The sequence below is a fragment of the Burkholderia sp. Bp9142 genome, from assembly GCF_003853415.1.
Taxonomy (GTDB): domain Bacteria; phylum Pseudomonadota; class Gammaproteobacteria; order Burkholderiales; family Burkholderiaceae; genus Burkholderia.
The window spans coordinates 158,773-178,528 of sequence record NZ_QTPP01000008.1 but is presented as its reverse complement, the minus strand read 5'-3'; the positions used below and the strand labels follow the sequence as shown (position 1 = coordinate 178,528).

The window sequence follows — 19,756 nt, the reverse complement described above, 5'->3', positions numbered from 1 at the left end:
TTTAGCTGACGGTCGCGTGACGCATCGTCGCGACGACGCCGTACGGCGACGGGATGTCGCGCGCTGCGTTCTGCGTGGTGAATGAAACGACGAGACAGACGAGGGCGACCGCTGCAGGCAGTGCGCCTTGTGGCTTGCGAACACCGATGTGCGCCAGTCCGGAAAGCAGCAGGTGATAGAAGATGCCCGCGTACGCGAGATCGCTGAGCGGTACGCCGACACGGGTCAGGATGGCCGCTACGGCGCCGATCTTCGCGACGGTCAGGAGCGGCACGAGATACGCGGGATAGCCGAATCCGACGAGGATTTTGCAGACCCGCTCCCGCTTGACGATGTAGAGCGTCGCGGACGCGAGATAGAGCAGCGACAGCAAGGCGGTGCTGACCCAGTATGCGAAATTTTCGGCCATTTGTTGCGGGTTCCTGAGTTTCGTCGCTATCGACTTGGTGCAAGAATGTCGTCTAAGATGAACGCCCGCAAGTAGGATGATTTTCTGTCTGCTGGTATGGAAAAGATGACTAAAGACGCCGACGAAGTGAACATGCACGACGAAATGCGGCGCGCGTTCGCGCTGCTTTCCGGCAAGTGGAAGCTGGAGATCATGTGGCTGCTCAACCAGCGCGTCTATCGGTTCGGAGAACTACGAAAAGCGATTCCCGGCATCACGCAGCACATGCTGACGGCGCAGTTGCGCGAGCTGGAAGCGGACGGCTTGATTACCCGCACGGTGTTCGCGGAAGTGCCGCCGCGCGTCGAATACGCGATCACCGCGAAGGCGCGTGGCCTCGGGCCGACGATGGAGGCGTTGACGGCGTGGTGGAACGAATACGGGCGAACCGTGCCGGCCAGGCCGCCGGGGCGTGGACGCAGGGCAAGTCCCGCCAAGGCGAAGCCGGAGTGATCTGGCGCGTATTCCCGCATTCGCGCCCGTTCATGGAAAACTGTATGAATATACAGTATAGTATCCGTCGAACTCGAGCGGCACGGGCATGACCCGTGCGGCACGTGCGCCGCGCCTGCGGGCATCCGCCGCAAGCGTTCCGGCACCGTGAATTCCGGCTAACTCATTCAGACGGGCAGGCAAATTGTCATCCAGCAATCTGATCCGCATTCGCGGAGCGCGTCAGCACAACCTCAAGAACCTCGATCTCGACCTGCGCACCGGCGAAATGACGGTCGTCACCGGCCCGTCGGGCTCCGGCAAGTCGAGCCTCGTGTTCGACACGCTGTACGCGGAAGGCCAGCGGCGCTATGTCGAGACGTTCAGCGCGTATGCGCGGCAGTTCCTCGACCGGATGGACCGCCCGCAGGTCGAGCGCGTCGACGGCGTGCCGCCCGCGATCGCGATCGACCAGACCAACCCGGTCCGCAGTTCGCGCTCGACCGTCGGCACGATGACCGAGCTCAACGATCACCTGAAGCTGCTGTACGCGCGCGCGGCCGAGCTGTTCGACCGCCAGACCGCGCGGCAGGTGCGGCATGACACGCCCGAGACGATCTACGCGGAACTCGTCGAGCGCACGCGCGCCGACGACCCGCGCGTCGTCGTCACGTTCCCGGTTGAGCTGCCGGAAAGCGCATCCGAGGACGAGGTCGCGCAGTGGCTGTCCGCGAGCGGCTACACGCGCGTGCAGGCGCAGCGCGAAGTCGCGTCGCCCACCGGCCCGCGCAAGCTGCTCGACGTGGTGGCCGACCGCTTCCGCGTGCAGCAGGCGGACAAGGTGCGCGTGGTCGAGGCGATCGAGGCGTCGCTGAAGCGCGGCGGCGGGCGCGTGAACGTGTACGTGCTTGCACCGGAGGCAGAAAACGCGCTCGCCGAGCCGCAGGTCTGGCGTTTCTCCACCGGCCTGCACGACCCCGACAGCGACCTGCGCTACGCGGAGCCGCAGGCGGCGCTGTTCTCGTTCAACTCGGCATACGGCGCATGCGAAACCTGCCGCGGCTTCGGCCGCGTGATCGGCGTCGATCTCGGCCTCGTGATCCCCGACGCGCGCAAGACGCTGCGCGGCGGCGCGATCAAGCCGATGCAGACACCCGCATGGAAGGAATGCCAGGACGACCTGATGCGCTACGCGGCCAAGGCCGGCATCCCGCGCGACACGCCGTGGTCGGACCTGACGGACGCCGAGCGCGACTGGGTGATCAACGGCTCGCCGGACTGGAACGGCAAGTGGCAGAGCCAGTGGTACGGCGTCAAACGCTTCTTCGGCTACCTCGAATCGAAAGCGTACAAGATGCATATCCGCGTGCTGCTGTCGAAGTACCGCAGCTACACGCCGTGCGACGTCTGCGGCGGCGCGCGCCTGAAGACGGAATCGCTGCAGTGGCGGCTCGGCTCGAAGGCGAACGCCGACGCGGTGCTCGCGCCCGCCGAGCGTTTCATGCCGCGCGGCGTCGACTGGACGCGCACGCAACTCGAGGCGCTGCCGGGCCTGACGGTGCACGACCTGATGCTGCTGCCGATCGAGCGCATCCGCCGCTTCTTCGACGCAGTCAGCCTGCCGAGCGCGCTGCTCGACGATGCGCTGAAGCTGCTGCTCGCCGAGGTGCGCACGCGCCTGAAATACCTGTGCGACGTGGGGCTCGGCTACCTGACGCTCGACCGGCAGAGCCGCACGCTGTCGGGCGGCGAAGTTCAGCGGATCAACCTGACCACGGCGCTCGGCACGTCGCTCACGAAAACGCTGTTCGTGCTCGACGAGCCCAGCATCGGGCTGCATCCGCGCGACCTCACGCGGATCGTCGAGGCGATGCAGCGGCTGCGCGACGCGGGCAATACGCTGGTCGTCGTCGAGCACGATCCGTCGGTGATGCTCGCGGCCGACCGGCTGATCGACATGGGCCCGGGTCCCGGCGAGCGCGGCGGCACGATCGTCTACGACGGCACGCCGGGCGACATCCGCTCCGCGCCTACGCTGACGGGCGAGTATCTCGGCGGCCGCAAGCACGTCGCGCATGCGTCGAACTGGGCGCGCCGTCCGGTCGACGCGAACACGCCGCGCATCGTGCTCGAAGGCGCGACCGAGCACAACCTGCGCGACGTGACGGTCGAGATTCCGCTGCAGCGGCTCGTGTGCGTGACGGGCGTGTCGGGTTCCGGCAAGTCGACGCTGCTGCAGGACGTGCTCTATCCGGCGATGGCGCGCCACCACGGCAAGGCGACCGAGTCGCCGGGCGCGTTCCGCAACCTCGCGGGCGCCGACCAGGTCGGCGACGTCGTGTTCGTCGACCAGTCGCCGATCGGCAAGACCACGCGTTCGAACCCGGCCAGCTATGTCGGCGCGTTCGACGAGATCCGCAAGCTGTTCGCGAAGGCGCCGCTCGCGCTGCAACGCGGTTACGGCGCCGGCACGTTCAGCTTCAACTCGGGCGATGGCCGTTGCCCGACCTGCGGCGGCTCGGGCTTCGAGCACATCGAGATGCAGTTCCTGAGCGACGTCTACCTGCGTTGCCCGGACTGCGACGGCAGCCGCTACCGCGCCGAGATTCTCGAAGTGCGCATCGAGCGCGGCGGCCGCGCGCTGAACATCGCCGACGTGCTCGATCTGACCGTCAGCGAGGCGGCCGCGTTCTTTGCCGCCGACGCCGAGGTGCTGCGCGTGCTGCAGCCGATCGTCGACGTCGGCCTCGAATACGTGAAGCTCGGCCAGCCGGTGCCGACGTTGTCCGGCGGCGAAGCGCAGCGGCTGAAGCTGGCCGGCTTCCTCGCCGAATCGGCGGCGGCCGCCGGCGGGCGACGGGTCGCCAGCGAAGAGGCGCGCATCGCGCGCGCGAAGCTGTTCATGTTCGACGAGCCGACCACCGGGCTGCACTTCGACGACATCGCGAAGCTGATGCAGGCGTTCGGCACGCTGCTCGCGGCCGGCCATTCGCTGATCGTGATCGAGCACAACCTCGACGTGATCCGCGCGGCCGACTGGCTGATCGATCTCGGCCCGGAAGGCGGCGACGGCGGCGGCCTCGTGCTGTGCGCGGGCACGCCCGACGACGTGAAGGCCTGCGCGGCATCGCATACCGGCGTCGCGCTGCTGCAGTACGACCGCGCGATGGACGGCGAGGCCGCGCTCGCGGACGAAGGCGTGCCGCTGCAGGCGGTGCTGAACGCCGCCCGCGAGCGGCGCGCGATCGAGGGCGAGGACGTCGTGCGGATCGTCAATGCACGCGAGCACAACCTGAAGGCGCTCGACGTCGACATCCCGCACGGCAAGTTCAACGTGATCACCGGCGTGTCGGGTTCCGGCAAGTCGACGCTCGCGTTCGACATCCTGTTCCACGAAGGCCAGCGCCGCTACCTCGAATCGCTGAACGCGTATGCGCGCTCGATCGTGCAGCCGGCCGGGCGGCCGGAAGTCGACGCGGTGTACGGCATTCCGCCGACGGTGGCGATCGAGCAGCGCCTGTCGCGCGGCGGCCGCAAGAGCACGGTCGCGACCACCTCCGAGGTCTGGCACTTCCTGCGGCTGCTGTATGTGAAGCTCGGCCTGCAGCATTGCATCCACGACGGCACGCCGGTCACGTCGCAAACCGTCGAGTCGATCGCCGCACAACTGCTGCGCGACCATCGCGGCGAGCACGTCGGGCTGCTCGCACCGCTCGTCGTCAACCGCAAGGGCGTGTATACCGACCTCGCGAAGTGGGCGAAGGCGCGCGGCAGCACGCATCTGCGCGTCGACGGCGAGTTCGTCACGGTCGATCCGTGGCCGAAGCTCGATCGCTTCCGCGAGCACACGATCGAGCTGCCGGTGGCCGACATCGTCGTGTCACCGGACAACGAGGCCGAGTTGCGGCGGCGGCTCGACGAGACGCTCGAGCTCGGCAAGGGCGTGATGCATCTGCTCGCGCCGCTCGACGGGCTGCACCACGCGATGCAGAACGATCATTCGACCGCACGCGTCGGCGAGGTCAAGGTGCTGTCGGTCAAGCGTGCGTGCCCGGTGTGCGGCACGAGCTATCCGGAACTCGATCCGCGGATGTTCTCGTACAACAGCAAGCACGGCTGGTGCACGACCTGCGTCGGCACCGGCGTCACGCTCACGCGCGAACAGCGCGCGGCGTACGACGATACGGTGCTCGCCGGGGACGATCGCGGCCGCGAGCAGACGCTGCCGTCGGACGAGCAGGAGCCGGAAGGCGTCGGCAACGAGCCGTGCCCGGATTGCGGCGGCACGCGCCTGAACCCGTCCGCGCGTGCGGTCACGTTCGACGCACGTCCGATCGTCGAGGTCGCGCAGTGGACGGTGTCCGATACGCGCCGCTGGATCGATGCGCTGGAGCTGACCGGCCGCGACGCGCAGATCGCGCGCGACATCGTCAGCGAGATCGGCAGCCGCCTCGCGTTTCTCGAGGAGGTCGGGCTCGGCTACCTGAGCCTCGATCGCGCGGCGCCGAGCCTGTCGGGCGGCGAAGCGCAACGCATCCGGCTCGCCGCGCAGCTCGGCAGCAACCTGCAGGGCGTGTGCTACGTGCTCGACGAGCCGACGATCGGCCTGCATCCGCGCGACAACCAGATCCTGCTGGACGCGCTGCGCAAGCTCGGCGACAAGGGCAACACGCTCGTCGTCGTCGAGCATGACGAGGACACGATTCGCCGCGCCGATCACATCATCGACGTCGGCCCGGGCGCCGGCAAGCGCGGCGGCACGCTGGTCGCCGAGGGCGCGGTCGCCGATCTGGCCGCGCAGCCGGATTCGGTGACGGGGCGCCTGCTCGCGCAACCGATGACGCACCCGCTGCAACCGCGCCGCGCGGTGAGCCTGCCGGGCAGGAAGGGCGCACCGGCGGTGCCGGAAGCCTGGCTGACCGTGCATGGCGCCAGGCTGCACAACCTGCGCGACGTCACTGTCGGCATTCCGCTTGCGCGGCTCGTCGCGGTGACGGGGGTGAGCGGCTCCGGCAAGTCGACGCTCGCGCGCGACGTGCTGATGACAAACCTGCTCGACGCGGTCGGCCGCTCGGTGCTGTCGTCGCCGGCCACGCGGCGCGCGCGCAAGGCCGCGCAGCAGGACGCGCCGGCCGCCAACCGCCGCTCGAGCGTGCTCGCGCGCAGCGCACCGCGGCCGTCGCTGAACGTCACGCATGCGTGGCAGGGCTGCGAGTTGCTGAGCGGCTGGGAGCGGATCGACCGCGTGCTCGAAGTCGACCAGACGCCGATCGGCAAGACGCCGCGTTCGTGTCCGGCCACCTACATCGGCGTGTGGGACACGATCCGCAAGCTGTTCGCCGATACGCTGGAAGCGCGTGCGCGCGGCTACACGGCGTCGCGCTTCTCGTTCAACACCGGCGACGGGCGCTGCCCCGCGTGCGAAGGGCAAGGCGTGCGCACGATCGGGATGAGCTTCCTGCCCGACGTGAAGGTGCCGTGCGATGTGTGCCACGGGCAGCGCTTCAATCCGGAGACGCTCGCGGTCACGTGGCGCGGCCGGAACATCGGCGACGTGCTGACGATGGAGATCGACGAAGCGGTCGAGTTCTTCGCGCCGATTACGAACATCGCGCATCCGCTGCAGCTGATGAAGGACGTCGGCCTCGGCTACCTGACGCTCGGCCAGCCGTCGCCGACGCTGTCCGGCGGCGAGGCGCAGCGGATCAAGCTCGTCACCGAGCTCACGAAGGTGCGCGACGACATCACGCGGCGCGGCCAGAAGGCGCCGCACACGCTGTACGTGCTCGACGAGCCGACGGTCGGCCTGCACATGGCCGACGTCGCGAAGCTGATCCGCGTGCTGCACCGGCTGGTCGATGGAGGCCATAGCGTCGTCGTGATCGAGCACGATCTCGACGTGATCGCCGAAGCCGACTGGATCATCGATCTCGGCCCGGAAGGCGGCGTGGGCGGTGGCACGATCGTCGCGGCGGCGCCGCCGGAAGGGCTTGTGCAGGTGAGGGCGAGCCATACCGGGCACGCGCTGAAGCCCGTGCTGGCGCGCACGGCCGCGGCGGGCGATGAAGCGGTGAGCCAGGGAGAAGCGCGGGTCGGTTGAACGCGGTGCTTCCGGTGAGCGGCCCCGGTGCCTGGTCAGGCACCGGGGCCGCTTTGACATTCGTCCGTGCGATCAGCCAGCCACCGCACTCATTCGCCCTTGACGCCGATCGTCTCGATGATGGTCTCCAGTTGCGGGCTCATCGGCAGGTTCAGACTCTTGCCCGACGGCAGCGGACGCAGGAACCAGCGCTTGTACTGACGCGTGATCTCGCCGTCGACGGCCAGCTCCTCGAACGTGCTCTTCACGACCTGCGCGAGCTGCGGATCGTCCTTGCGGAACATGATGCCGTACGGGTCGTATGACAGGAAATCGCCAACCACGTCGTACTGCCCGCCCTTGCCCGCATTCTCCGCAATCAGGCCGTACAGCAGCACGTCGTCCGTCGCGAACGCATCGGCGCGGCCGTTCGCGACGAGCGCGAAGCCCTGTGCGTGGTCCGGCACCACCTGCAGCTGGATCCCGAGCCTGAACCGCTGGTCCAGGTCGCGCAGCGCCTTCTCGTTGGTCGTGCCGGCCGTCACCGCGACCTTCCTGCCCGCGAGATCGCGGAACGAGCGGATCGGCGAGCCTCGCTTCACCATCACCTTCGTGCCGGCCACGAAGATGATCGGCGAGAACGCCACGCGCTTCTGGCGCTCCAGGTTGCTCGTCGTGGAGCCGCATTCCAGATCGACCGCGCCGCTGACCACCGCGTCGATGCGGTTGTCGGACGTGACCGGCACCCAGCGGATCGTCAGGCTCTTGTTGACCGCATCCTCGATCGACGACACGAGCGCCTTGCAGAGCTCGATCGAATAACCGATCGGCTGGTTGCGCGCATTCAGGTACGAGAACGGTATCGATGCGTCGCGATAGCCGAGCGCGATCGTGCCGCTGCCGCGCACCTTCGCGAGCGTGCCGGTCAGCTGGGCCGGCGCGAACGGCTCGACGCGCGGCGGCGGTGATGGCGCATCTTCCGCGCGCGCGCTTGCGCCCGCGGCAAGCAGGCCCGCGAGTGCGAGCGTACGCCAGAATCGCTGCATCTTCATCGCAAGCCCCCCGTCAGACATCCGCCGGATGTGCGATCGTCCCTTCCTGCTCCGCGTCGATGCGTGCCAGGTTGGCCTCGGCTTCCGCCTCCGACATGAGCTGGCCTTCCCACTTCGCGACCACCGCGCTGGCGATCGAGTTGCCGACCGCATTGGTGGCCGAACGGCCCATGTCGAGGAACGTGTCGACGCCGAGGATCAGCAGCAGCCCGGCCTCCGGAAGCCCGAACTGGTGCAGCGTGGCGGCGATCACGACGAGCGATGCGCGCGGCACGCCCGCCATCCCCTTCGACGTCAGCATCAGGACCAGCAGCATCGTGACCTGCGTGCCGAGCGACAGGTGGATGTTGTACGCCTGCGCGATGAACAGCGACGCGAACGTGCAGTACATCATCGAGCCGTCGAGGTTGAACGAATAGCCCATCGGCATCACGAAGCTCGAGATTTTGCGGCGCACGCCGAACCGGTCGAGCGCGTCGAGGATCTTCGGGTACGCGGCTTCGGAACTCGCCGTCGCGAACGACAGCATGAACGCTTCCTTGATCAGCACCAGCAGCTTGAACACGCGACGGCCGAGGAACACCAGCCCGGCACATACGAGCAACGTCCAGAGCAGGAACAGGCTGACGTAGAAGTCGCCCATGAACACCGCGAACTTCAGCAGCACCGACAGCCCGTTGACCGCGACGGTCGCGGCCATCGCGGCCAGCACTGCGAGCGGCGCGAGCTTCATCACGTAGCCGGTGATCTTGAGCATCACGTGCGACAGCTGGTCGATCGCGGCCACGAGGATCTTGCCGCGCTCGCCGAGCGCGGCGAGCGCCACGCCGAAGAACATCGAGAACACGACGATCTGCAGGATCTCGTTGTTGCTCATGGCCTCCGCGAACGACTTCGGCACCATGTGGCTGACGAAATCCTTGAGCGTGAACTTGGAGGTCGCGAGGTTCGCCGATGCGCCGATGTCCGGCAGCGGCAAGCCGAGGTTGTCGCCGGGCCGCAGCAGGTTCGCCATCAGCAGCCCGAGCAGCAGCGAGATCAGCGATGCGGTGACGAACCAGCCGAACGCCTTCACGAACACGCGCCCGACCGATGCGGCGTCGCCCATGTGCGCGATCCCGACGACCAGCGTCGAAAATACGAGCGGCCCGATCACCATCTTGATCAACCGCAGGAACACATCGGAGACGAGCGAGATGTATCCGGCGATTTCGGTGGTGGCCTTTTTGTCAGGAAAGCTCGTGAAGATCATGTAGCCGATCACGATGCCTGCCAGCATCGCGATCAGGATCCAGACGGCTGCAGCATTCTTTTTCTGCATCGTGAGCCTCCCATGCACCGGTTCTGCAACCGGGAATGGAAGGACAATACAGGACGCGAACGGCGATGAACAGTGCAACCGGGGGCGGGGTTTGCGCTAGCGCCGCGTCGCGACCGATTGCCCGGCAGCGATTGCGCCGGTGGCGCCTCGTGCCTGGGGCCGGTACAACCCGATCCCCGGTTTGTGCGGGGCAGCAGATTGCCGGTTCAGCGGCGCCTTGATTGCGGTGACCGGGTGCAGGGCCTCGCTGCTCGTCGATCTCCTGCGCGAATGTGCCCCGACGATGCTGCGTTGCCGTTCCACCGTGCGGCACCGCCAGTTGCGGGATGTCGCACTAGTCGTGCGCATCGGGGTCCAGCAGGCTCTTGCTGAAATCGCACGCCTGCACCGCCAGCCGGACGATTTCCGCCGTCAGCGAATGGGCGCGCTCGGCGCGATGCAGCGCGACGTAGCGAACCGGCGGCAGCGCCGGCCGCGTGCGCACGATCTCCAGCGCTTCACATGAGACCAGATGCGCGACGCACGCCTTCGGCAGATAGCTGACGCCCAGCCCCGACAGCGTCAGGCCGATCTGCGCGATCAGGCTGTTGCTCGACAGCACGCGCTGCATCGCGACGCCGTGTTCCTGCAGGAAGCGCGTGTACAGGTGCCCGGTGCCCGACAGGTTGCCTTGCAGGATGAGCGGAAACCGGGCGATGTCCGTCAGCGAAAGGGTTGCCGTGCGCTTCGGCATGAGCCCCGCCGCGCACATCCACGCATTGTCGACTTCGCCGACCACCGTCGCCGCGAACGATTCCGTCGCATGAATCTGCGGGACGACGATCAGGTCGATCGTGTCGGCCGCGAGACGCTCGCGTAGCGTCGCGGTCAGGTCCACCTCGGCCTCCACGTGCACCCGCGGATACGCGGCCTGGATCGCCGCGACCAGGCGCGGCAGCCAGGTCAGCGCGGTCAGTTCGGTCACGCCGATCCGGACATGCCGCACCAGCGCTGATCCGCTCGACGACGCGGTCGCGCTGCGCGAGCAATTCCTTTGCGTGGTCGAACAGTTCGGCGCCCTTGTCGGTGAGTCGCGCGCTGCGATGGGCGCGATCGAACACGGTCAGGTCGAACGCGCGTTCGAGCTCCTGGATTCGCTTCGACACCGCCGATTGCGTCGTGTTGAGACGTGTCGCCGCCGCGTCGAAGGATCCGAGCTGCACGATCCAGTACAGCGCTTCCATCTGCTTGAACGTGAGCATGGCCTCGCACTCGATAGATGAGGAAAAGCGATATTTTCGCATGTCAAAAAATCGCTTTTTTTACCTATTTCGGCTGTTTAAGGTTCTGCCATCGCGTCGCTGAACGAGTGCGTTCACCAGAAAACGCGCCGCATCGCCGCCCGCGTTCAATCGACCCCCTTATTTGGAGACAGCATGGACACCGTCGTCGAATCCCCACCCGTCCCCGACGCGGCGCGCAAGCCGCGCATCGGCCTCGCCTGGCAGATCGTCATCGGTCTCGTCATCGGCATCGCCACCGGGTTCGTGTTGACCCGGTTCCCGCAATTGCGCGACACGGCCGTGTCCGGATTGCTGCAGCCGGCCGGCGACATCTTCATCAAGCTGGTGCGGATGATCGTCGTGCCGATCGTATTCACGAGCATGGTGATCGGCATCGCCGGCGTGGGCGACGGCAAGTCGCTCGGCCGCATCGGCATCAAGACGCTGTTGTATTTCGAGGTGATCACGACGATCGCGATCGTCCTCGGGCTCGTGATCGGCAACGTGCTGCAGCCGGGCGTCGGCACCGACATGTCGCAACTCGGGCACACCGACATTTCCCGCTACCAGCAAGCGACGCAACAGGTGCAGCAGGCGCACCACGGGCTGATGGCGCTGGTGCTCGGCATCATCCCGGACAACATCGTCGCGTCGATGGCGAAGGGCGACCTGCTGCCGGTGATCTTCTTCTCGCTGCTGTTCGGGCTCGGGCTGCAATCGGTGCCGGAAGAACACCGCAAGCCGGTGATCGCGATGCTCAAGGGCGTCGCCGATGCGATGTTCAAGGTGACGAACATGGTGATGCGCTATGCGCCGATCGGTGTGTGCGCGCTGATCGCGGTGACGGTCGCGAGCTTCGGCTTCGGGTCGCTGCTGCCGCTGCTGAAGCTGGTCGCCGTGACCTACTTCGCGATCCTGCTGTTCGCGATCGCCGTGTTGGGCCTCACCGCGCGGCTGTTCCGGTTCCGCATCCTGACGCTGCTGCGCGTGATCAAGGACGAGCTGATCATCGCGTTCTCGACCTGCAGCTCGGCGACCGTGCTGCCGCAATTGATGAAGAAGATGGAGGACTACGGCGTGCCGAAGAGCATCACGACGTTCGTGGTGCCGACCGGCTACACGTTCAACCTCGACGGCGCGTCGATCTATCTCGGCATCGGCACGCTGTTCGTCGCGCAGCTCTACGGCGTGCACCTCGACTGGCAGCAGCAGATCCTGCTGACGCTGACCATGGTCATCACGTCGAAGGGGGCCGCGGGTGTGCCGGGCTTCATGTTCGTGATCATGCTCGCGACGCTCGCGAGTGCGGGGCTGCCGCTCGAAGGGCTGGCATTCATCGCCGGCGTGGACCGGATCATGGACATGGGCCGCACCGCGCTGAACGTCGTCGGCAACGCACTCGCGCCGCTCGTCATCGCGAAATGGGAAGGCCGGTACGACGCCGAGAAGGGCCGTGCGTACCTGGAATCGCTGCGTGGGTGAACGCCGCCATGCCTGCATCGCACAACATACCGAAGCAAACAGGAGCATCGAAGATGAGCAGTACCCGTGGAGCACTTTTTCCCGACGCATTGATGCAGCAGGTCAACGCGCGCTTTCATCACGTCGATCGTGACCTCGATGGTCGCGAGCGGCTGTTCTTCGACAACGCGGGGGGCTCGTTCCGGTTGAAGGACGCGGTCGACGCGTATGCGCGGATCGATGCGCTGCCCGATTGCCCGGAGCGCATCCATGCGCGCGCGCTCGATCTCCAGGCGATCCAGTCGCGCGGCGAGGACGACGTTCGTACGATCCTGAACGCGCAGGGCGGCACCGTATACGCGTCGCTGACGGCGTCGGGCGCGATGTTCGACATGGTGCGCGCGATCATGGAGAACGTGCCGGGTACCAATGCGGTGACGACAGTGCTCGAGCATCCGTCGTCCTACGACGCGATGACGTACTACGCGGAACGTACCGGCAAGACGCTGCGCATCGCGCCGAGCAATCCGGAGACCGGCGGGGTGGACGTCGATGCGATCGTGTCGCTGGTCGACGCCGATACCGCGCTGCTCAGCGTGATGTATGCATCGAACATCTCCGGCGCGAAATTCGACATCGAGACGATCGTCGCGCGTGCGCGGGAGAAGAAACCCGGGCTGTTCATCGTCGTCGACGCGGTCCAGCATGCGCCGCACGGTGTCATCGACCTGCAGCGCACGCCGGTCGACGCGATCAACTTCGCGCCGTACAAGTTCTTCGGGTGCCGCGGCTCGGGCATCTCGTGGCTGTCGCCGCGCGCGGCCGCGTTGCCGCATCACCGGCTCGCTGCGAAGGAGACCGGCGTATGGGAGCTGGGCAGCCCCGCGCCCGCGCAGTTTGCGGTCGTGACGTCGATCGTCGATTACGTCACGTGGATCGGGCGGTATTTCCTTGACTCGGATGATCGGCGCACGCTGTTCGTCGAGGGCATGCAGCGGATCGAACTGCATGAACGCGCACTGCTGGCCGCGTTGCTCGATGGATGCGGCGGCCGTCGCGGGCTGCGGTCGATCGAGGGTGTTGAAGTCTATTGGGATCACGACGACCTGACGAAGCGCGACCTGATCGTCGGGATCGGCTTCGCGAATCTCGAACCGACGCAAGCGGTGCGGGAATACGAGAAGCATGGCGTGATCGTCTATGAACGCGTCGCGTCGAGCCTGTATTCGGGCAGGATGCTGAAGTCGTTCGGGCTCGGCGGCGCGGTGCGGATATCGCCGCTCCATTGTCATGCGCCGGACGATATCGCGCGATTCCTGGCGATTACCGAAGCGCTGGTGGGGAACTGGTGATTGACGGGGCGGGCGGGATCTGCCGGATTCTCGACGTGATGCGCGGTTCAGAATGGCGGCGTGGTGACGGTCTGCGGCAAGATGGTTGATCGGGCGGTGTTGTTGCGCTGCGCGGATTGACGAGTTGACTGCGGTGGTTCGCCAGGCGCCGAACGGGACGGCCGGCGAGTGATGCGCAATCATGTGTTCGCGCGATACGGTCCGCACTCATCCGAGGAATAGGGTGTCGCGGTCAGCGGCGGACTGGATGACGCGAACGTCTGACGTGCAGCTTCGACGAAGAAGCCGGCCCGGGGATCAACGGCGCTGGCTTCTTTTTCAGTTTGCGAATTTGCGAGGGACGTGATGCCATTTGTCCGCCGCCAGTTTCGGCCAGTCGCGTATGGAGCGCCAGGGTTCCGGGTTTCCCTCATTTGCACCTCTTTCTGCTTCTTCTATGTTTGAATTTGCTTCGCTGCGAACGGCATCATGCTGATGAGCAACGGCGTCGATACGAGAAGCGGCGAAGCCTGAGATGGCGGTCTACCTGGCCGCTCCAGTCGTCCCAAGGAGAGCACTGTGAAGAACAATCACTTCTCCATTCCCGCCTTGTTGGTCGCGGCCTGCCTGGCCGCCCCCATTGCAGGCTGGGCGCAATCGACAAGCCACATCATTATTGCCACCCCGGATGAGCTCAAATGGTCGGATTTCCCCCTGTTGCCCGGCGCCCAGATTGCGGTCATCGAAGGAAAAATGGATAAAAAGGGGCCCATCATAGCGCGCATTAAACTCCCGGCCGACGCCAAGGTGGCGCCCCACTGGCACCCGGGGATCGAGCGGGTAACCGTGTTATCCGGGACTTTCAACTACGGCATGGGCGACAAGCTCGAGCCGGAAAAGACAAGGTCATTGGGCCCGGGCAGCGTTATCGTGATGCAGCCCAAAATGCACCACTTCGCCTGGACCAAGGAAGAAACCGTCGTCCAGCTCAACGTGGAGGGGCCGTGGGGTATCACCTACGTCAATCCTGCTGACGATCCAAGGAAAAAATGAGCCTTTCAGTCCCGACGTCTGAACGTCTGGGCGCAAGCGCGCGAAGGACCGCTTCGGGTCGACTAGAGCCCACCGTATCTGGCAGCTACGGCCCAACCATGACCGTAGCCAATTGCACCAAATAGCGGCCTTTGACCAGTAGTCCTTATCGCGATGGCTGCGATCGCCACGCGGGCGCGCTTGTGCGCGGGGCATTCGTCCCGGCGGCGATTACCTCCTGTCTTTACTTGGCTGCATCCTATATTTGTCGTTACGGGTTGCTTTGCGCGAGGAGGCGTTCCGTGAATCACATCCACATCGTCCGCGCCGTTTCGCGACTGGTGCTTCTGGGACTCACGCTTCAATCCGGCGTCGCGTTGAGCCAGCAGTCACTGGACCAGCAACTGGCCGGCGCATGGACGTATGTCTCCGTCGATACCGTCCGTCCGGATGGCAGCCGCACCCCCATGTACGGGCCCAATCCCCACGGTCTGGTGATCTTTGATGGCCATGGCCACTACGCGCTGGTGAATTCGCGCGGCGACTTGCCGAAATACGAATCCAACGATCGAATGAAGGGCAGTGCGGAGGAATACCGCGCCGTGGTGCAAGGTTCGATCGCCCACTTCGGCACTTACGTCGTCAACGAAGCAGATAAAACCATCACCTTTCGCATCGATACGAGCACGTTCCCGAACTGGAACGGGGTTGAGCAGCGCAGGCCGTTCGTCCTCTCGGGCGATGAGCTCAGGTGGACGACGCCTGCAGCCTCCGGGGGCGGCTCGGGAGAGGTCGTGCTGAGGCGAGCCAAATGACTTCGAGCGCGGGCCGGGTAGTCGCCGTCGTGCCCCCGGGGATGACCGAGCCCAAAGTGAACCGCCCCGTCTTGGCGTGCTGCATCGATACCGGCAAGCAAAGCGATCGATCGGAAAGATGGGTACCACGTTGAGGCTAATCCAGCGTTCGGCCGGGTGCCGGCCGACTGTTAATTCGGACGTCTGGTTTTCGTAGGGTCAATGACGGTAGTGGGTCGGCTACGGCCGGCCGTATCTGGCAGCTACCGGCCAGGAAGCGACATTCACTTGGAACGCAGCCCAGTCATTCCGGCGTCGGTTGTGCCTTGGAAACGGCCAGTCAGTCCGCTGATCTAGTACAAATTTAGCGGGTGCGGTGCGCAGTTCCGTCTGTTCGATCTCGTCGTAGTAGGTGCGGTGCCGCCCTAAGCTTGTGCCTGCCCGCCGCCTCTGTCTAACCTGCACGCCATGCCAGGCAAGGGTGCGCAGCCAGGCAGGCCGCATCGCTTCGTCTGCAGAACGGGCCGCCTAGTAAAACAGTTACAAGATAAGTATTGACGCTGGCACCACCCGGCGGGTACCGTGGCGTTCGAAGTTCAAGAAGTTCGATTGCTGTTCATCAATTGCTCGCTCCTCAGCGGTATTCGTTGTCCTCTCCCTCCTTGAAGCTTCACACACTCTTTAACAGAGTAAATCTTCGTATTTTTCCTCAAGGATTCTTCATGGATACCGGCACCGTTAAGTGGTTCAACGACAGCAAAGGCTTTGGCTTCATTACCCCGGACAAGGGCGGTGACGACCTGTTCGCTCACTTCTCCGAAATCAGGGGCGACGGCTTCAAGACGCTGACTGAAAATCAGAAGGTGAGCTTCGAAACGAAGCAAGGCCCGAAGGGACTGCAAGCTGCTAACATCAAGCCGCTGTAAAGTTGAAGGGCCCGGCCTCCCGCGACGGATGCCGGGTTGCAGCGACACCCTCGCGGAGCTTTGTCTCCCTCAGTTGGCGCGATCGCTCCTGGTTGGCATCTGTTTATTGAGCAGCTTGCCAAGCGCCATACGCCTCGTTGCACCTCATTCTCCCCTCAGGTTTCAACGCCATTTTTCGCTTTTCGACTGCGCCAGAATTCGGCTCGAATGGCTTTGAATCTGCGCACCCGTGCACTTTTCGCACGGCACGCGCGCACTCAAATATCATTAAAATTAAAATGCAAGACAAACAAATTCAACAATACAACGGCTATGCCGTCCAACCTTCGGCGCATTGTTTGCCCGACGGTAGCTTTTCATCCAACCTGCTGCTCGAATGCATCGATAGCGCGCGAGCGGAAGGCCGCTACTGGTTCTATTCGCTCGATTACTTCAAGAGTGAAGATCAGGCGTTGCAGCACTCGACCCACTGGGCACGCAACTGGGTCGACACGCGCGGCTAAAGACGACGCCACGGCTCGAAACACCCAACGCATCTGAGGCACCACGGTAGGTGCAACAAGGCGCGCCCGAACATCACGCGGGATCCCGAACTGCGCATCGTCGGCACGCATGGCTGACAACCCCCCTTCCTTCTGGCTCCGCCGATAGTGGCGGGGCAGATGGCCGCCTTCGGTTACAATACGGGGCTAGTTCGCTTCGCACAGCACCGAAAAGACGCGTGTTGGTTAGTCGCGTATCTTCCTTTGATTGGTAGTCCTGTGAAGCCAGCGGTAACAGTGCTCGCTGGACTGCACGCCCCGACTCGCATCGGACCGGTATTGCGCGAGCCGCTGTGCCTGACCAATCCCCTCGCGTACCTATCTGTGCCACGACGCTGCGTGCACATCTACATCACCACTGGCCATTGCTGCCGGATGTCAACAAAGGAAAAAATTGACTACCGTAATTCTGAAACCCGACGAGCCCGTGGAAGTTGCATTACGCCGTTTCCGTCGCGCTATCGAGCGCACCGGCTTAATTCCAGAGCTTCGTGCCCGGACAGCCTATGAAAAACCTACGGCAGAACGCAAACGCAAAAAGGCTGCTGCAGTGGCACGCCTGCGCAAGCAGATCAAACGGTCGTTGCCGCCGAAAAAGCGGTACTGACCGGGAACTGCCGGGCAGCCATGCTGAAGCGGCCGTCTAGTGTCCAGCCGGGCGTCTCGCGTAACCTCCGCATGGGGAACCGGCAAACAGGGCCCTTACGACGTCACAGAGTAGTTAACAATCTCAGTTGGTGCTCGGTCTCATTTCCTTGAACCAGGGTGTAGAAACACGGGCACTGACGTTCGGTCATTGAGAAGCCTTCGATGTCGGCGAAGCTGTCCCAAAGCACGTCCTCGATGGACGTCAGCTTGCCGCGCGCCTTGGCGAACGCGCACAATTGGCGACTTGCTTCGCGGCGAAGCAACCGGCGATCGGCATTCAAGACGTAGGGCGCGCAACCAGTTCGAATAACCAGATAATGAGGAACGGAATGTCGGTCGATTCTCATTGACTGCTCCGGCTTCGTCCGGCCTTCATCGTATGAGCGGCTTGTTTGACCGCTTCCGACTGCCGTTCGATCTGATTGGGCCTCCGCCCGAAACGAATCGTCGCGTTGGCGGGGGCAGCGCCGATATCGGGCCGTGCTTGCTGTATCCCCTACTGGGCGTATCGACGCAGCGACGATCCGTGTCTTCCGTGCGTTACGTCATTGCCGACGTGGCCCCGGACCGCAGCCACTTCGCGCTGGCGGCACCTAGCTGCATCGACCGGCAAACCGAACTGCCTCAATACATCTTCTTTGGCAGTTTTGACCGCCGAATGCGCTGGCGCTGCCGCGCAACGGCAGTTGCCTTCTTACGCTTGCGTTCGGCCGTCGGTTTTTCATAAGCCATCCGCGATCGCAGTTCCTTCCGCAAACCGGTATTTTCAATGGCCGCTGCGGAAGTAGCGCAGCGCGACTTCGAGCGGTTCATTTAGCTTGGGAGTTGGAGTCAAATCAAACCTTGAGCTCGCCTCGAACGACGTAGTCGGCCTCACATACGAACGTGTGGAGGATGTTCGTCGCTGTTGGTGCGTGAGCTAGTTACAAGTCGGCAACGGATGCGCCATTCACTTTTCCGTCGATGATATCTCTGCCTCGCTGATAGGCGCTCCTTCTGGCTACTCCGAAGTCGGAGACGGCGTTCTCCAACTGGAGCCGAAACACACGGCTACCGTGTGGCCCGGCCCCGGCTCGACAAATGCGTACCGCAACGTCATAGCCTTCCGCATACCTGGAATGCGCATCAAAACGGGGGAACGGGCGTGAAAATACCAACGGATAAAGTTCGAACCCCTTGTAGATGCTCGGTTGTAGAGTCGACATAACAATTTTCTCAGACAAGGGGATCCCTGACTATACACGCCTTTTGTCGCGCGAAAAGACCGACGGATCGACGACGCCAGGACCCTTGTGCTCAGTCATTTGAACGGCTGATTGTCCCTAGAAGCTGCCCTTGACTGGGCCGCTGAGCGAGTGGCAAAGATGGGTTGAATCCGCAGTCGAAAGCGGCTGCTTCGGCTGGACGCTATAGGCCATTTTTTCCCGCCCGTTTACATTCCAGCGCCGATGTCCTCGCGACGACCATGCTCCGCGCAAGCCAACCACGTCCCCTCCGCCTCCCCCAACCCCCACACCCCCCTCAATCGAAATACGGCGCCAACACCCCCTCGATCCAGTCCATGAACGCCCGCACGCGCGGCGACAGATTGCGCCGATGGGCCACGACGAGCGACGCGGCGAGCGGCTCGGGACGCAGATCCGGCAGCACCTCCACCAGCGCACCGCTTTCGATGTGATTCGCGACCCCTGAATAGCCGGCCTGGATCAACCCGATGCCGGCAAGCCCTGCCGCGTGATACGTCTGCACGCTGTTGACCTGCATCGCGCTCGGCAATGCAAGCGTCGCATAGCCGTTGCCGTTCGGATATTCCCATCCGGGATGCCGGGCACCGAGCGTCAGCGTGTAGTGGACCATCCGGTGTCCCTGGCCGAGCAGATCGTCGAGCGTGCGCGGGACGCCATACCGCGCCAGATAGCCGGGGCTCGCCGCATTGATCATCCGCAGCCGGCCCAACGGCCGGGCGACCAGCGTCTCGTCCACGATCGGACCCAGACGGATCACGCAATCGAATCCTTCCTGGACGAGATCGACACGCCGATCGGTGCTCGAAAGTTCCAGTTCCAGCTCGGGATGCACCGCCATCAGTTGCGGTAATGCGGGAACCACGACACTGCGTGCCAGCTCGGTCGGCATGTCGACGCGCAACCTTCCCCGCAGGCGGGTGCCGTTGCCGGAGAACATCGATTGCAATTCCTGTACTTCGGCCAGCAGGTCCCGTGCGCGCGCATAGAAGGCGCGTCCGTCCTCGGTCAGCTGCACGCTTCTCGTGGTCCGATGCAACAGCGCAACGCCCACGTCGCGCTCGAGCCTGCGGATCACCATCGACACACGTCCTTTCTGGATGCCCAGGCTTTCGGCGGCCCGCGTGAAGCTCGTCATCTCGGCGACACGGGCAAAGATCAAAAGCGCGTCAAGGTTTTGCATT

General features: G+C 64.5%; 15 protein-coding genes and 2 pseudogenes. 9 read left to right on the top strand and 8 right to left on the bottom strand.

The features are described from left to right. Position 1: 1 nt before the first annotated feature. Complete coding sequence (locus tag DIE22_RS11865) at positions 2–409, bottom strand: DoxX family protein (protein WP_124497328.1); 408 nt, start codon at positions 407–409, stop codon at positions 2–4. A 105-nt stretch (positions 410–514) separates the two neighbouring features. On the opposite strand from DIE22_RS11865, the gene DIE22_RS11860 reads away from it, so the two are divergent. Next, positions 515–901, top strand: coding sequence for a winged helix-turn-helix transcriptional regulator (locus tag DIE22_RS11860; protein WP_409364624.1), 387 nt, complete (start codon positions 515–517; stop codon positions 899–901). A 184-nt stretch (positions 902–1,085) separates the two neighbouring features. After that, positions 1,086–6,980, top strand: a complete 5,895-nt coding sequence (uvrA, locus tag DIE22_RS11855; RefSeq protein ID WP_124605155.1) for an excinuclease ABC subunit UvrA — start codon at positions 1,086–1,088, stop codon at positions 6,978–6,980. An 89-nt stretch (positions 6,981–7,069) separates the two neighbouring features. Here the strand turns inward: uvrA and DIE22_RS11850 are convergent, their stop codons facing one another. The 3 genes and pseudogenes from DIE22_RS11850 to DIE22_RS11840 all read right to left on the bottom strand — a co-directional run bounded on the left by DIE22_RS11850 (position 7,070) and on the right by DIE22_RS11840 (position 10,573). Then, on the bottom strand, positions 7,070–8,011 hold the full coding sequence (locus tag DIE22_RS11850; protein WP_124497331.1) for an amino acid ABC transporter substrate-binding protein: 942 nt from the start codon (positions 8,009–8,011) through the stop codon (positions 7,070–7,072). 13 nt (positions 8,012–8,024) lie between these two features. Then, the gene (locus DIE22_RS11845; protein WP_124497332.1) at positions 8,025–9,332 is read right to left on the bottom strand and encodes a dicarboxylate/amino acid:cation symporter; all 1,308 of its coding nucleotides are present in this window, start codon (positions 9,330–9,332) and stop codon (positions 8,025–8,027) included. 334 nt (positions 9,333–9,666) lie between these two features. Beyond that, positions 9,667–10,573, bottom strand: a pseudogene (locus tag DIE22_RS11840) (LysR family transcriptional regulator). 174 nt (positions 10,574–10,747) lie between these two features. Between DIE22_RS11840 and gltP the strand changes: the two are divergent. The 7 genes from gltP (at position 10,748) to rpsU (DIE22_RS11805) (ending at position 17,287) form a co-directional block, all read left to right on the top strand. Then, a complete protein-coding gene (gene gltP, locus DIE22_RS11835; RefSeq protein WP_124605154.1) occupies positions 10,748–12,076 on the top strand; it encodes a glutamate/aspartate:proton symporter GltP in 1,329 nt (442 codons plus the stop codon). Between the two features lie 53 nt (positions 12,077–12,129). Beyond that, positions 12,130–13,407 (top strand): aminotransferase class V-fold PLP-dependent enzyme, encoded by a 1,278-nt coding sequence (locus DIE22_RS11830; protein WP_124605153.1) that lies wholly within the window; start codon positions 12,130–12,132, stop codon positions 13,405–13,407. Between the two features lie 558 nt (positions 13,408–13,965). Beyond that, positions 13,966–14,439, top strand: a complete 474-nt coding sequence (locus DIE22_RS11825) for a cupin domain-containing protein (protein ID WP_185640601.1) — start codon at positions 13,966–13,968, stop codon at positions 14,437–14,439. 281 nt (positions 14,440–14,720) lie between these two features. Continuing rightward, positions 14,721–15,233, top strand: a complete 513-nt coding sequence (locus tag DIE22_RS11820; protein ID WP_124497337.1) for a lipocalin-like domain-containing protein — start codon at positions 14,721–14,723, stop codon at positions 15,231–15,233. Positions 15,234–15,934: 701 nt separating this feature from the next. Next, entirely contained in the window at positions 15,935–16,138 is a 204-nt protein-coding gene (locus DIE22_RS11815) for a cold-shock protein (protein ID WP_124497338.1), read from the top strand. Between the two features lie 278 nt (positions 16,139–16,416). After that, a complete protein-coding gene (locus DIE22_RS11810; protein WP_124497339.1) occupies positions 16,417–16,641 on the top strand; it encodes a hypothetical protein in 225 nt (74 codons plus the stop codon). Positions 16,642–17,074: 433 nt separating this feature from the next. After that, positions 17,075–17,287: a 30S ribosomal protein S21 gene (gene rpsU, locus DIE22_RS11805; RefSeq protein WP_091997207.1), complete on the top strand. Its 213-nt coding sequence runs from the start codon at positions 17,075–17,077 to the stop codon at positions 17,285–17,287. Positions 17,288–17,390: 103 nt separating this feature from the next. Here rpsU (DIE22_RS11805) and DIE22_RS11800 read toward each other — a convergent pair whose 3' ends face one another. The 4 genes and pseudogenes from DIE22_RS11800 to DIE22_RS11785 all read right to left on the bottom strand — a co-directional run bounded on the left by DIE22_RS11800 (position 17,391) and on the right by DIE22_RS11785 (position 19,755). Further along, complete coding sequence (locus DIE22_RS11800) at positions 17,391–17,675, bottom strand: hypothetical protein (protein ID WP_124497340.1); 285 nt, start codon at positions 17,673–17,675, stop codon at positions 17,391–17,393. Positions 17,676–17,952: 277 nt separating this feature from the next. Continuing rightward, positions 17,953–18,163, bottom strand: a pseudogene (gene rpsU / locus DIE22_RS11795) (30S ribosomal protein S21). 88 nt (positions 18,164–18,251) lie between these two features. Then, positions 18,252–18,533: a hypothetical protein gene (locus DIE22_RS38715; RefSeq protein ID WP_124497341.1), complete on the bottom strand. Its 282-nt coding sequence runs from the start codon at positions 18,531–18,533 to the stop codon at positions 18,252–18,254. 316 nt (positions 18,534–18,849) lie between these two features. Then, entirely contained in the window at positions 18,850–19,755 is a 906-nt protein-coding gene (locus DIE22_RS11785; protein ID WP_124605152.1) for a LysR family transcriptional regulator, read from the bottom strand. Between the last annotated feature and the right edge of the window lies 1 nt (position 19,756).